The 14,476-nt window shown below is 29.1% G+C and carries 15 protein-coding genes; all 15 read left to right on the top strand.

What is annotated here, in order from left to right:
* Positions 1 to 49 precede the first annotated feature (49 nt).
* The 15 genes from ACTG44_RS19275 to ACTG44_RS19205 all read left to right on the top strand — a co-directional run bounded on the left by ACTG44_RS19275 (position 50) and on the right by ACTG44_RS19205 (position 14,457).
* On the top strand, positions 50 to 1,132 hold the full coding sequence (locus ACTG44_RS19275; RefSeq protein WP_021386438.1) for a type IV pilus twitching motility protein PilT: 1,083 nt from the start codon (positions 50 to 52) through the stop codon (positions 1,130 to 1,132).
* Positions 1,113 to 1,895, top strand: a complete 783-nt coding sequence (locus tag ACTG44_RS19270) for a prepilin peptidase (protein ID WP_479921043.1) — start codon at positions 1,113 to 1,115, stop codon at positions 1,893 to 1,895. The genes ACTG44_RS19275 and ACTG44_RS19270 overlap by 20 nt, the downstream gene beginning before the upstream one ends.
* Positions 1,896 to 1,998: 103 nt before the next feature.
* Positions 1,999 to 2,649, top strand: coding sequence for a prepilin peptidase (locus ACTG44_RS19265; protein ID WP_479921042.1), 651 nt, complete (start codon positions 1,999 to 2,001; stop codon positions 2,647 to 2,649).
* A 13-nt stretch (positions 2,650 to 2,662) separates the two neighbouring features.
* Positions 2,663 to 3,223 carry an aminoacyl-tRNA hydrolase gene (pth, locus tag ACTG44_RS19260; protein WP_021386404.1) on the top strand — a complete coding sequence of 187 codons (561 nt, stop codon included), beginning with the start codon at positions 2,663 to 2,665 and terminating at the stop codon, positions 3,221 to 3,223.
* Between the two features lie 16 nt (positions 3,224 to 3,239).
* Positions 3,240 to 6,626, top strand: coding sequence for a transcription-repair coupling factor (gene mfd / locus ACTG44_RS19255; protein WP_479917765.1), 3,387 nt, complete (start codon positions 3,240 to 3,242; stop codon positions 6,624 to 6,626).
* 30 nt (positions 6,627 to 6,656) lie between these two features.
* On the top strand, positions 6,657 to 7,652 hold the full coding sequence (locus tag ACTG44_RS19250) for a peptidylprolyl isomerase (RefSeq protein WP_021386426.1): 996 nt from the start codon (positions 6,657 to 6,659) through the stop codon (positions 7,650 to 7,652).
* A 123-nt stretch (positions 7,653 to 7,775) separates the two neighbouring features.
* The gene (spoVT, locus tag ACTG44_RS19245) at positions 7,776 to 8,315 is read left to right on the top strand and encodes a stage V sporulation protein T (RefSeq protein ID WP_021386391.1); all 540 of its coding nucleotides are present in this window, start codon (positions 7,776 to 7,778) and stop codon (positions 8,313 to 8,315) included.
* A gap of 119 nt (positions 8,316 to 8,434) precedes the next feature.
* Positions 8,435 to 10,048, top strand: coding sequence for a putative polysaccharide biosynthesis protein (locus ACTG44_RS19240; RefSeq protein WP_479919576.1), 1,614 nt, complete (start codon positions 8,435 to 8,437; stop codon positions 10,046 to 10,048).
* A gap of 106 nt (positions 10,049 to 10,154) precedes the next feature.
* Positions 10,155 to 11,603: a bifunctional methyltransferase/pyrophosphohydrolase YabN gene (gene yabN / locus ACTG44_RS19235; RefSeq protein WP_479921041.1), complete on the top strand. Its 1,449-nt coding sequence runs from the start codon at positions 10,155 to 10,157 to the stop codon at positions 11,601 to 11,603.
* An 88-nt stretch (positions 11,604 to 11,691) separates the two neighbouring features.
* A complete protein-coding gene (locus ACTG44_RS19230) occupies positions 11,692 to 11,970 on the top strand; it encodes an HU family DNA-binding protein (protein ID WP_003421415.1) in 279 nt (92 codons plus the stop codon).
* A 71-nt stretch (positions 11,971 to 12,041) separates the two neighbouring features.
* Positions 12,042 to 12,284, top strand: a complete 243-nt coding sequence (locus tag ACTG44_RS19225) for an RNA-binding S4 domain-containing protein (RefSeq protein WP_021386414.1) — start codon at positions 12,042 to 12,044, stop codon at positions 12,282 to 12,284.
* A gap of 61 nt (positions 12,285 to 12,345) precedes the next feature.
* Positions 12,346 to 12,600 (top strand): YabP/YqfC family sporulation protein, encoded by a 255-nt coding sequence (locus ACTG44_RS19220; RefSeq protein WP_003421411.1) that lies wholly within the window; start codon positions 12,346 to 12,348, stop codon positions 12,598 to 12,600.
* Positions 12,601 to 13,134, top strand: a complete 534-nt coding sequence (gene yabQ / locus ACTG44_RS19215; RefSeq protein WP_021386407.1) for a spore cortex biosynthesis protein YabQ — start codon at positions 12,601 to 12,603, stop codon at positions 13,132 to 13,134.
* Between the two features lie 5 nt (positions 13,135 to 13,139).
* Positions 13,140 to 13,424, top strand: coding sequence for an FtsB family cell division protein (locus ACTG44_RS19210; protein WP_021386423.1), 285 nt, complete (start codon positions 13,140 to 13,142; stop codon positions 13,422 to 13,424).
* A gap of 112 nt (positions 13,425 to 13,536) precedes the next feature.
* Positions 13,537 to 14,457: a Ppx/GppA phosphatase family protein gene (locus ACTG44_RS19205; protein WP_479921040.1), complete on the top strand. Its 921-nt coding sequence runs from the start codon at positions 13,537 to 13,539 to the stop codon at positions 14,455 to 14,457.
* The last annotated feature ends 19 nt before the right edge of the window (positions 14,458 to 14,476 follow it).

Genomic DNA, 14,476 nt, shown 5'->3' with positions numbered 1-14,476 from the left:
ATTGCTAAAAAAATAAGTAAACTAATAGAAGATATGGAGATTAAATATTATGTATATTTATGATTTATTGGAGCAAGGTATAAGACTAAATGCATCAGACATACACATAACAGTTGGAACAAATCCTGTAGCTAGAGTAAAAGGTGGATTTGTAAAACTAAGTGAACAGATACTTACACCAGAAATAACAATGCAAATGGCAAAAGACATAGCAGGGGAATCTATGTTTAAAGTAATAGAAGAACATGGAGAAGCTGATTTTTCAGCTTCTCTAAAAACAGGTGAGAGATTTAGGGTAAACTCATATAGACAAAAAGGAAATTACGCAATAGCAATAAGAACTATAACAGCGGAGATACCAACTTTTGAGAAATTAGGTCTTCCAGAAAATATAAAATCATTTACTGACAGACATAAAGGACTAGTTTTAGTTACAGGTCCAACAGGAAGTGGTAAAAGTACAACACTTGCAAGTATGATAAATATAATAAATGAAACACAACAAAAACATATAATTACACTTGAAGACCCAATAGAATATGTACATCGCCATAAACAAAGCTTAGTAAATCAAAGAGAAGTAGGAACTGATACTGAAAGTTTTCACTCAGCTCTTAGAGCTATCTTGCGTCAAGACCCAGATGTAATACTAATAGGAGAGATGAGAGACCCTGAAACTGTATCAATAGCATTAACAGCAGCTGAAACAGGTCATTTAGTATTTTCAACACTACATACAGTTGGAGCAGCTAAGACAATCGATAGAATAGTGGATATGTTCCAACCATCTCAACAGCAACAAATAAAAACTCAACTATCTACAGTTTGTGAAGGGGTAGTATCACAGCAATTACTTCCTACAGCAGATGGAAAAGGTAGAATAGCTGCAATTGAATTGATGTTTGCTACTCCAGCAATAAAAAACTTAATAAGAGAAGGTAAAACATATCAAATTCCAAACATGATACAAACTGGCGTCAAAGCAGGTATGAAGACTATGGACCAAGATTTAATGGAACTTTATAAAAACGGAAAAATTACAAAAGATATGGCACTTAGTAGATGTACTGACCAAGAATTTCTGACAAGAATGATAGGTGGAGTAAATTATAATGGACATTATAATCGTTAATTTATATGTATTTATAGTGGGTCTAGTATTTGGAAGTTTCTTTAATGTTTGTATTTTTAGGATTCCAGAGGGAATTTCTATTTCTAGACCTCCATCACATTGTATGAGTTGCAACACTAGACTAAAACCTATAGACTTAATACCAGTACTAAGCTATTTAATTAGTGGTAGAAAATGTAGATATTGTTGTGAGAAAATTTCTATTAGATATGCTATAGTAGAATTAATTACAGGAATTTTATTTTTAACAGTATTCATGATATATGGAATATCTACAACAACTATTTATTATTTCGTTCTTGTATCTTTGCTGATTATAATAACATTTATAGATATTGACCACTTTATAATCCCAGATAAAATACTGATTTTTGGAGCTATATTCGCTATAATTTTTAATCTCCTTTTTAAAGAAATACCAATTAAAAGTTCAATTATAGGAGTTTTTATTTGTGGAGGAAGCGTTTGGCTTATTGTGATTTTGATTGAATTTATAGTAAAAAAAGAGTGTATGGGTGGAGGAGACATTAAACTATTTGCAATGATAGGTCTTTATATGGGTGTTAAAAATGGACTTTTGACTGCTCTATTAAGTGTTTATGTGGGAGCAGTATATGGAATTTGTGTGATAATCTTAAGTAAGATAAAGAAAAAGGAATACAATTCTGTTATACCTTATGGTCCATTTATATCAATTGGAGCATTAATAACAATCTTATGTGGTAAACAATTACTTGAACTTTATTTTTCTATGATTATGTAGATAATAGTTAAATTTAATCAAGTTTTAATTTTTATAAAAGTGAATTAAAGTATTCGATAAGGACAATATTATTATTAACCCTATTACTAAAGTGCTATAGGCTATGGAGTATATAATAATAATTTCCTTATTTTTTGCACATTTGATAAATAAATCTCTATGTATTTTTTGTGATAGAGCAAAGAAAAATCTATATAATATGTTTTTTATTTACATAATAACTGTAGTTTTATCTTTATTAATATATATAAAATTTGGAATTAGTGTAGAATGTGTACAATATATGGTATTAATTCCATTTCTAATAATTATATCCATTATAGATTACTACACAATATATGTATATGATATAACAATAGTTAGTGGTATAATAGTTCAAGGTATAATTTTTTTGGTCTTTTGCAATGTTGTGCAATTTGACTATATAAATCATATAATTGGACTAGCGATAGGCTTTATTATACCTTATATTATTGCTAAATTAACAAAAGGATTAGGCTATGGAGATGTAGGTCTCTATAGCTTATGTTGCTTTGCATTGGGAAATAATTATGTATTTTATGTGATAGTTTTATCATTTATTTTAGCGTTTTTGTTTTTTATTGTTTTATACATAACTAAAATATTTAAAGGTATAAACATAAAAAAGCAAATTCCTTTTACACCTTTTATTTCCCTATCGACAATTATAATAATATTTACAGAGTATAATATATTTGATTTTTATTATAGTTTGTTATACAAATTTATATAACAGGAGGTAAGAAATGTACGTAGTAGTAGGGTTAGGTAATCCAGGAAAGAAGTATGAGAAGACTAGACATAACGTTGGATTTGATGTTATAGATATTCTTGCAAAAGAATACAACATTAGTGTTACTAAAATAAAGCATAAGGCTTTAATTGGAGAAGGTAGAGTAGGTACTGAAAAAGTATTATTAGTAAAACCACAAACTTATATGAATTTAAGTGGGGAAACATTAATAGATATATATAAATATTACAAGGTTGATTTAAGTAATATAGTAGTAGTATATGATGATATAGATTTAGAGGTTGGAAAGATACGTATAAGAAAAAAGGGAAGTGGAGGAACGCATAATGGTATGAAGTCTATAACAAAATGCCTAGGTTCAAATGATTTTCCAAGAGTAAGAGTAGGTGTATCTAAGCCAGCAATTGGGCAAGATTTAGCTGATTTTGTACTTTCTAGATTTAGAAAAGAAGAATCTGATAATATAAATGAAGCATTAGAAAAAGCGGCATGTGCTATTGACTCTATAATAAGAGAAAACATAGATATGTCTATGAACAAATACAATGGATAGTGAGAGGGAGATTTAAATGAATGATGTTTTTTTATATCCTTTGCAAAATTCAAAAGAGTATAAAGATATAATAAACTGTATAAAAAATACAAAAGGCTCATTATTGGTTAATGGACTTTTGCCAGTACAAAAACCTCATATATCTTATTCTATGTTTAATGATTTGTCACGACAAATGATTTTTATAACTAGTAGTGATTTAGAAGCCAAGAAAGTATATGAAGATTTAAGTTTTTATATTGAAGATAAAGTTGAATATTTAGGATTTCAAGATATTTATTTTTATCACTTAGATGCAAAGGACAGAAACGAAGAGGCAAAGAAATTAAAGGTATTGTTAAAACTAGCAAATAGGGAAAAAATAATTTTAGTAACTTCTATTGAAGCGGTTTTAAGAAAATACATACCAAAACAAGTTTTACTTGATAGTGTATCTCATTATAAGGTGGGAGACAGTTTAGATTTAGAAAAACTAACTGAGAAACTAGTTTCATTAGGGTATGAAAGAGTTTCAAAAATAGAGGGGTTTGGTCAGTTTAGTATAAGAGGTGGAATTATTGACGTGTTTTCACTTGAATATACAAATCCAATTCGTATGGAATTATTTGATGATGAGATAGATTCCATACGAACTTTTGACGTATATTCACAAAAATCAATTGATAAATTACAACAATTTTCTATAACGCCATCTAGAGAATTTATTTATCCAGAGAAAACTACAGATGCATTAGTTAAACTAAAAAAAGAAACAACTAAGATTACTGATGAAGGTACATTTCAAAATATAGACTATATATCAAGCAAGACTTATTTTGAAGGTGTAGAAAACTATATAGACTATATTTATCCAGAAGAAAACAAAAGTATATTTACCTATCTAGCAGATGATGCAATAGTATTTATCAATGATATAACAAGGCTTAAAGAAAGATGCGAAAATTATATAAATGAGTTTAGAGAAAATTACAAACTGAATCTTGAAAGAGGCTTGGCTATTAAAAACCAAGGAAAATTATTATATCATTATGCAGACTTAGAATATCTAGTAAAAGACAAGTCTGTAGTTTTAAACTCACTATTGCCAAAGTCTATAAATAATTTTTCTATAAAATCTATAATCAACTTTGAAAGTAGAGAAGTTCCTACATTCAATGGAAAAGTAGATTTGCTTATAGAAGAATTAAATCGACTGAAATATAATGGATACAAAATAATTTTAGCAACAAATACATTGGAAAGAGCAACTAAATTAAGAAAAGATTTATTGGATAAAGGCTTAGAAACAACTGTTTCTAAAGATAGAGATATTGAAATTAAATCTTCTCAAATTGTAATCGTACCTGCACATATAAACAGTGGTTTCCAGTATAAATCAATAAAGTTTGTTGTTATAACAGATAATGAAATGATAGGTGTTTATAAAAGAGCATCTAAAGCTAGCAATAAAAAAGCTAAAAAAGGGAAAAAGATAGAATCATTTTTAGATTTAAGTGTTGGTGATTATGTAGTACATGAAAATAGTGGTGTAGGTAGATACACAGGGATTGAACAGATTACAGTCAATGCTATTAAAAAAGATTATATGAAAATAGTTTATCAAGGTGGAGATAATCTATATGTGCCAATAGACCAGATGGATAAAGTACAGAAATATATTGGTGCAGAGGTAGAAAAAGTTAAGTTAAATAAGCTTGGAACCAATGAATGGACAAAGGCAAAAGCAAAAGTCAAAAAAGAAATTGAGGACATGACAAAGGACTTAATTGAACTTTATGCAAAACGTGAAAAAATACAAGGATATAAGTTTTCAAAAGATACACCTTGGCAGGCAGAGTTTGAGTCATTATTTCCATATCAAGAGACAGAAGACCAATTAAAGGCAATAGAAGAAACTAAAAAAGATATGGAATCAAGTAAGGTAATGGACAGACTTGTATGTGGAGACGTTGGTTATGGAAAAACAGAAGTGGCGATTAGAAGTATTTTTAAAGCTTGTATGGACCAAAAACAAGTTGCTGTACTAGTTCCAACAACCATACTAGCTCAACAACACTATAATACATTTAAAGAGAGATTTGAAAATTATCCTTTGAGAGTGGAAGTTTTAAGCAGATTTAAAACGCCAAAACAACAAAAACAAATTATTGAAGATGCCAAAAAAGGATTAGTAGATATTTTGATTGGAACACATAGAATAATATCCAAAGATATAAATTTACCAAATTTAGGTCTTGTAGTTATTGATGAGGAACAAAGATTTGGGGTAAAACATAAGGAAGCTTTAAAGAAAATTAAATCTACAGTAGATGTACTTACACTTTCAGCAACTCCTATACCAAGAACCTTACATATGTCTTTAAGTGGAATAAGAGACATGAGTGTTATAGAAGAACCTCCACAAGAAAGACACCCTGTAATAACATATGTTACAGAGAGTAAGGAAAGCGTAATTCAAGATGAAATAGAGAGAGAATTAAGTAGAGGTGGACAGGTATTTTTCGTATACAATAGAGTTGAGCATATTGAAGAAATGGCAAGTATGATTCAAAAGCTCGTACCAGATGCTAGAGTAGCTGTTGCACATGGAAGAATGACTTCTAAATCATTAGAAAATATAATCCTAGGATTTTTAAATAAAGAATATGATGTACTAGTTTGTACTACAATAATCGAAACGGGTATGGACATATCCAATGCAAATACAATGATTATATATGATGCAGATAAAATGGGATTAGCTCAACTTTACCAATTGAGAGGTAGAGTTGGAAGAAGCTCCAGACAAGGATATGCGTATCTTTTATATGAAAAAGACAAAACTCTGAGTGAGATAGCAGAGAAGAGATTAAAAGCTATTAGGGAATTTACAGAGTTTGGCTCAGGTTTTAAAATAGCAATGAGAGACCTTGAAATAAGAGGTGCTGGAAATATTTTAGGCTCTCAGCAACATGGTCATATGGCAGTCATAGGTTATGATTTGTATGTTAAAATGCTTAATGATGCAATTAAAAAGGTTAAAGGTGAGCCTATTGTGGAAGAAATTGATGTTGAAATAGATTTAAGTGTAAATGCATACATTCCAGATAATTATATAAAAGATGAATTGATTAAGATTGAAATGTACAAAAAAATAGCTTCTATTGAAAATAAAGAAGATATGTTGGAGATACAAGAAGAACTTGAGGACAGATTCTCTGATATACCTAAACCAGTTCAGACACTACTTACAATAGCTTATATAAAATCATTGTGTAAGGTATTGAAAATAGAAAAAATAAGACAATTAAAAGATGAAATATTATTAGTTCCAATAACAAAGTATAGAACTAAACAGAAAATAGGTTATAATATAGTTACAGAATTAGAAGAATTATTAGAAAAAATGTGCAAGGTGAAATAACTTGTAAATTTAAGAAGGGATGTTTTAAATTTGAAAAAAGTAATAACATTGGCAATAGCTATGATTTTGGTAGTATCTATGACTGCCTGTAGTTCTAGTAAAGAAGAAACTGTAGCGACAGTTGAAGGAGCAAAGATATCATCAGATGAATTTAAAAAAACTATAGCTCTTTATAAAGATTCTATGGAACAAACTTATGGAAAAGATATATGGGATAAGGAAGTTGAAAAAGGTGTAAAGTATAAGGACAAGTTTAAGGATTTAATTCTTGACCAACTTATAACTACAGAAGTAATATATTCTCAAGCTAAAAAAGATAACTTACTTCCTAAGAAAGAAGATGTTGAAAAAAGTCTTAAAGATTTAAAAGATGCTATGAGTAAGGATGAAAAATATAAAGAACAGCTTAAAAAGTTAGGAATAGATGATGCATTTTTAAAAGACCAACAAGAGAAAGATTTAGCTATGCAAAACTATCAAAGTAGTTTCGCTAAAAAGACTAAAATATCAGATGAAGAAATGAAAAAATACTATGATGAGCACAAAGATGAATTTAAAAAAGATGAGGTAGAAGCTTCTCATATTTTATTAAAAACAGTAGATGAGAATAACAAGCCACTTTCAGATGAGAAAAAAGCAGAAGCTAAGAAAAAGGCTGAAGAAGCTCTTAAAGAAGTTAAATCAGGTGAAGATTTTGCAAAAGTAGCAAAAAAATATTCACAAGACTCTACAGCAAGTGATGGTGGTAAATTAGGTTTCTTCTCAAGAGGACAAATGGTTGCTGAGTTTGAAGAAGCTGCTTTTTCTATGAAAAAGGGTGAAGTATCTAATTTAGTTGAAACTCAATATGGATATCATATAATTAAAGTAACAGACAAAGTAAATGAGCAAACATCATTTGAAGATGCAAAAGAAACTATAAAAGACCAATTGTTAAAAAATAAGTATCAAGAGCAAATAGAAAAATTAACTAAAGAAGCTAAAGTGGAAAAAGATGAAAAAGTAATAAATAAAATCACAATCTAAAAACTAAAAAAAGAGTAATATGCTTAAAAAAGCTATATCTAGATAAGATATAGCTTTTTTTGTATATTTTTCTTAACAATGGTAAAAATAAACTTAAAGTAATTTATGGAGGGATTAAAAAATATGAAAGCAACAGGTATAGTTAGAAGAATAGATGATCTTGGAAGGGTAGTTATACCAAAAGAGATAAGAAAGACATTAAGAATTAGAGAAGGAGACCCTTTAGAGATATTCACAGCAAAAGATGGAGAAGTCATACTTAAAAAATACTCTCCAATAGGAGAATTAAATGAATTCTCTCAAGAATATGCTGAAACATTAGCTGAAGTGCTAGGATATGGTGTATTGATAACAGACTTAGATTCTATAATAGCTGTATCTAAACTTCCTAAAAAAGATTATAAAGAAAAAAGTATAAGTGATGAGCTAGAAGCAATAATAAGTGAAAGGACAGTAAAATATTCAAAAGATAAAAACCTTTTACCTTTATTTAAAGAAGACCAAAAAGAATATACTAGTCAAGTTATTATGCCTATAATTAGTGCATCTGGTGACTGTATAGGTTCAATTGTAGTAGTTTCAAAAGATAAAGATACAATTGCAGAAAATGAAGAAAAATCTTTGAAAATTGCTGCTAACTTTTTAGGAAAACAAGTTCAATAATTTTATCATAAAGACCTTTTAAATGAAGGTCTTTTGAAGTTTTTGTGTAAAATATTGAATATAGCATCAAAAATATGGTATATTAAAGTTTGTTATATAAACAGTATGGAGGTTATGTTATGAACAATAACAAAAATAAAGACTCCTTTTTAAAGGGAGCCCTTATACTTGGGCTAGCAGGTGTAATCGTAAAAATAATGGGAGGATTTTTTAGAATCCCTCTTGGGAACATGATTGGTTCAGAAGGAATGGGATACTATCAGGCTGCTTATCCTGTGTATACTCTATTTTTAACATTAGCTACTGCTGGATTCCCAACGGCCGTGGCAAAATTGGTTTCGGAAAAAGTTGCCATTGGAAATTTTAAAGGTGCAAATAAGATATTTAAGGTATCACATACAGTTTTATTTATAACCGGAATAATATCATTTTGTATATTATTTTTTGGTGCCGACTACATAGTAACAAACATAATGAAAAATCCAGGTGCATTATACTCTATGAAAGCTATTGCTCCAGCATTATTATTTGTCCCTGCAATGTCTGCATATAGAGGATATTTTCAAGGGAGACAAGATATGACTAAGATTGCTGTGTCTCAAGTTGCAGAGCAATTTTTTAGAGTTGTATTAGGTCTTACTTTGGCCTACCTACTTATGAGAAGTCTAGGTCAGACTTTTGGAGCAGCTGGTGCTATATCAGGAGCTACAATAGGTTCAGTAGCATCTATGATTTACTTGATGTTTGCTTATATGCTAGGAAGAAAAGAGCGTAGAGCAGAGATAGATGCAAGTCAAAGATTTAAAGATGAGAGAGTTTCTTATATTTTTAAAAAGCTTTTAATTGTTGCTATCCCTATAACAATAGGAGCATCAGTAATGCCACTTGTAAATATGATAGATAATGTTATCGTGATAAGAAGACTTATGGAAGCAGGCTTTACATACAAAGTAGCAAATTCAATGTTTGGTCAGTTAACAGGTATGGCAATGGCCACAATAAATTTACCAGCAGTTATAACAACTGCAATGAGTATGAGCTTAGTGCCAGCAATTTCTAAAGCATATGCATTAGGAAATAAGTCAAAAGCTAGAAAAGATACTAAGAGTGCAGTTAAGGTAACTTTACTTATAGTGTTACCTTGTGCGTTTGGTATGGCTTCTTTAGCAATACCAATAATGGGTCTTTTATTTCCACATGAACCATCTTCTGTAGGAACTATTTTGTTTACTCTTACTCCATGTGTATTATTTTTAGGTTTAATACAAACATTAACTGGTATAATTCAAGGAATGGGAAAACCAATAGTCCCTGTAATTGCCCTATGTGCTGGTATGTTATGTAAGATTGTGATAAGTTATACTTTGACAGGGATACCAGATATTAATGTATTGGGTTCTGCATTTGGGACAGTTACAGCATACTTTGTGGCAGCTATGATTAACTTATTATATGTTAAAAAACACATGAATGTAAACTTCCCTAAAAAAGAATTTATAATAAAGCCGTTTATAACAGTTATGACAATGTTTATAATGGTTAAGTTGAGTTACGGTGCTTTAGCTGGATTCTTAGGAAATAGCATATCTACAATAATTGCAATATGTATTGGTGGAATTGTATATGTAGTAGTTATACTTGGAATAGGCGGAGTTAAAAAAGAAGAGATTTTAACTATGCCAAAAGGTGATAAATTATATAAATTGTTAAAAAAAGTTAAACTTATAAGATAATATAGGAATATATATGTAAATAAAGGAAATACTATACAAATAGTAAAACTCCTTATTTGCATAATAATACAAAAATAAAGTGAAATTTGCTAATAGGAGTGATGTTATGGGTAAGATAAGTATTGTAGGTCTTGGACCAGGAGATTATTCTCTTATAAGCCAAGGTGTTTTAGAATCTTTAAAAAATAGCCCTAGAGTCTTTTTTAGAACAGAGAAACATCCAATAATTGATAAACTTAAAGAAACTATACAATACACTTCTTTAGACTATTTTTATGAAAATGAAGAAAATTTTGAAAATGTATATTTAAAAATATCTGAGTTTATCATAGAAGAAGCTATAAAGGGTGACTTAATATATGCTGTTCCTGGTCATCCAAGAGTCGCAGAAAAGACTGTAAGTATAATAGAAAGACTAGCCAATGAAAAGCACATAACAGTAGAAATATTGCCTTCTATGAGCTTTGTAGACGCTATGTTTAACTATTTGGGCATAGACCCATCTGAAGGCTTTAAATTGATAGATGCTTTTGAAATAGAAAATTCATATATAGACTTAGATACTAGTATGATAATAACTCAAGTATATGATAAATTTATAGCATCTAATGTAAAGTTAAAGCTTATGGAATACTATGACTATAATCAAGAAGTATGTATAGTAAATGGAGCAGGTGTCAAAGATTTAGAAAGTAAAAAGTTTATAAAACTGTGCGAATTGGACAGAAATGAAAACTTTTTTGACTATTTAACTAGCTTATATATACCCAAAAGTTCTAAAAAGATGTATAATACAGTACATGACTTAGAAATAATAGTTAATACACTTAGAAGTCCATCTGGATGTGAATGGGATAAAAAACAAACGCATCAGTCATTAAAAAATTCTGTTATAGAGGAAGCATATGAGCTTTGTAATGCAATTGACAATAATGATATAGATGAAATGGTAGAAGAACTAGGAGATGTTCTTTTACAAGTTATATTCCATTGTCAGATAGGAAATGAGGAGGGCTACTTTGATTTAAAAGAAGTAGTAAATGGAATCTGTAAAAAATTAATTCATAGACATCCTCATATATTTAGTGGTGTAAAACTAGATATGTCTAAGTTTGAAAAAACTTGGGAAGAATTAAAGAAGGAAGAAAAGGGCGAAAGCACTGTAACAGATGGTCTTAGAAGGATACCAAAACATCTACCAGCTCTTATGAAGGCTAGTAAAGTTCAACATAAAGCAGCCCTTGTTGGCTTTGATTGGGACAATGTAGAAGATGTATTTAAAAAAATTGAAGAAGAATATCAGGAATTACTTGACGAACACAGGGTCGGGAATATAAAATACATAAAGGAAGAACTAGGCGATTTATTATTTTCGGTAGTAAATCTAGCTAGATTTTTAGACATAGACTCAGGAGAAGCCTTGAACTGTACTACAGATAAATTCATAAATAGATTTGAGTTTGTAGAGAAAAGTGCAATGAATTTAAATAAAAAATTAGAAGACATGACACTTGAAGAGATGGATGAATTTTGGAATCAGGCTAAAAAACAATAAAATTGTGGAAGGAAATTTGTCAAAAATCTAGAACTTTTATCACAAAGATAGAAGTCTATATTATAAACATTTTTAGGAGGTAAATATCGTGAATAAAGCTGAATTAGTATCAAAGATGGCAGAAAAAAGTGGATTAACAAAGAAGGAAGCAGAGGCTGCATTAAACGCATTTATGAGTTCTGTTCAAGATGCACTAGTAAATAATGAAAAAGTTCAATTAGTTGGATTTGGAACATTTGAGACAAGAGAAAGAGCTGCTAGACAAGGAAGAAATCCAAGAGATCCAGAGCAAGTTATAGATATACCAGCTTCTAAAGCACCAGTTTTCAAAGCTGGAAAAGGATTAAAGGATATAATAAATGGATAATTAGAAATCTTGTGAAAAAGTGTGGATAAATTTGCCACACTTTTTCTATAGAACTAAGGAAGGTGATAATTATGAGATTAGATAAGTTTTTAAAAGTATCTAGGATTATAAAGAGAAGAACTGTTGCTAAAGAGGCATGTGATAAAGGAATTGTCACTATAAATGGAAAAGTTGCTAAATCTTCTTCAGAAGTGAATATTGGAGACACATTAGAAATACAATTTGGAGAGAAAAAGATGAAGCTTAAGATAAATGAAGTAAAAGAGCATGTGTTAAAAAATGATGCAAAAGAAATGTATGAAATTTTAGAATAAAATTGATAGTCCTCTAGTATATTAATAGTAGTATTAGTGAAATATTTACTGGGGGGATATTATGGAACAGAACATAACTTTGAAAGATAGATCAAAGCTTGTTATTTCAGGAGTCGAGCACATATATTCTTTTAATGACAAAAGAGTTGAGCTTAAAACTTCTGTAGGCGAGATGGTGATTGAAGGCGAGAACCTAGATATGAGCAAGCTAAGTATAGACGAAAATATAATTAGCATAGATGGAACTATAAATTCTATGGTGTATGCAAAGCCTAAAAAGCCACAAGAGAGTTTCTTGAAAAAGGTATTTAGATAGATGATACCTTTCACTCAAGATGTAAGTATTTTTTATGCTACTATTTATGGTGGAATACTTATAGGAGTATTGTTTGATTTTTATAGAGGTCTAAGAGGAAACTTTAAATTTATCAATTATTTCGCAATAATCTTTGATGTGTTGTTTTGGTTTCTAGCAACGGCTATAATATTTCTAACAATAAACCTTACGGAATTTTTTGATTTAAGATATTACCATTTTGTGGCTTTGTTTATTGGTTTTATTTTATACTATAACACCATAAGTAAAATTGTTTTATCAATTATCAATAAAATAATCTGTTTTGTGAGGAATTTTTTAAAAAAAGTTATACACTACATAGTCAGTTTTTTAAATAATTTGTATTACGTTATAATCTATTCACTACACCTACTATTTGATATTATATTTTATATACCAAACATATTTATAGCAACAAAGAAGGGTATAAAAAGAAAATCAAATAAAAAATCAAAGAGCAAGAAAAAAACAAAACCTAAGAAGAAAAAAAATAAAACTAAAAAAAGGGTGTAGAGAAAATGAACTTAAGAAAAAAATTTTCAGGACAAATTGTTGTTATCAGTTTATTTTTAGGAATGTCAGTTTTTAGTATGATAACAGGGTTTGTATTTGAGTACACAAAAGCCAAGGAATATAAAAAAGAAATAGCAAGTCTAAATAAACAATTAAAAAAGACTGAAATACAAATAAACAGCTTAAAGAAAGATGAAAAATCATATGAAGGAGACTTAGAAGAAATAGCAAGAAAAAGATTAAATATGGTAAAGCCTAATGAAACTGTTTATGTTGATATAAATCGTTGATTAAAACTTGCTAATAAGTTTACAGATGTATTGATTTTAAAATTTAAGATTTGATAAAAAAGTCATTCAGTTTAAGGATGGCTTTTTATTTTTATTGAGGAGGTATTTCATAATGAAAGTAGGAGCTATAGACATTGGGACAAACTCAATGAGATTATTAATAGCAGATTATAGAGATGGAAATCTCATAAACAGAAAAAAGTTTGTTAATACAACTAGAATTGGGCATGGTGTAGATAGTAAAGGATATATAAAAGAAGATGCTATTCAAAGAAATATAGATGCCTTAAAAGAATTCTCTGAAAAGTGTAATGGTGAAAAGTGTGAGAAGGTATATTGTATGGGAACATCTGCCCTTAGAGATAGTAAAAATGGAGATTACTTTGTTAAACTTGCAAAAGAAGAAACTGGAATAGATGTTGATATAGTTACAGGAATAGAAGAATCGAATTTGGGATTTAAGGGTGTCTTAGAAGGTATACAAGGTGATGATAATATTATTGTTATAGATATTGGTGGAGGTTCAACAGAATTTATTATAGGCGACTCAGATGGAATTAAATTTAATAAAAGTGAAAATGTAGGTGCTCTTAGAATGACAGAGAGATTTTTAAAGCATGATATCATTGAAGATGAAGAGTTTGAAAATATGAGTTCATTTATATATAACGAGATTGATGAAACTTTAAATTATATAAAAGAAAGGGGATTAAAAACTCTTATAGGCATAGGTGGTACGATTACATCATTATCAGCAATGAATCAAGAATTAGAGGTTTACTCTATGGAAAAAATACATAATAGTAAAATACACAAAAAAGAAATAGAAGAAATTCTACAAAAATTAATAAACATGACATTAAGTGATAAAAAGAACTTAAAAGGGCTACAAGAAAAACGTGCGGATATTATAACTGCTGGTGTAAAAATATTGAATATAATAATGGAAAAATTAGAAATAGAAGAAATAACCGTAAGTGAATACGATAATTTGGAAGGCTTAATATGTCAAAAGTCAAAAAAAATGTATTAATATTTTTTGATTTTTAAAA

This window comes from Clostridioides sp. LIBA-2809, from assembly GCF_056688965.1.
The sequence above is the reverse complement of the archived record's forward strand: the minus strand, read 5'-3'. Positions and strand labels throughout refer to the sequence as shown.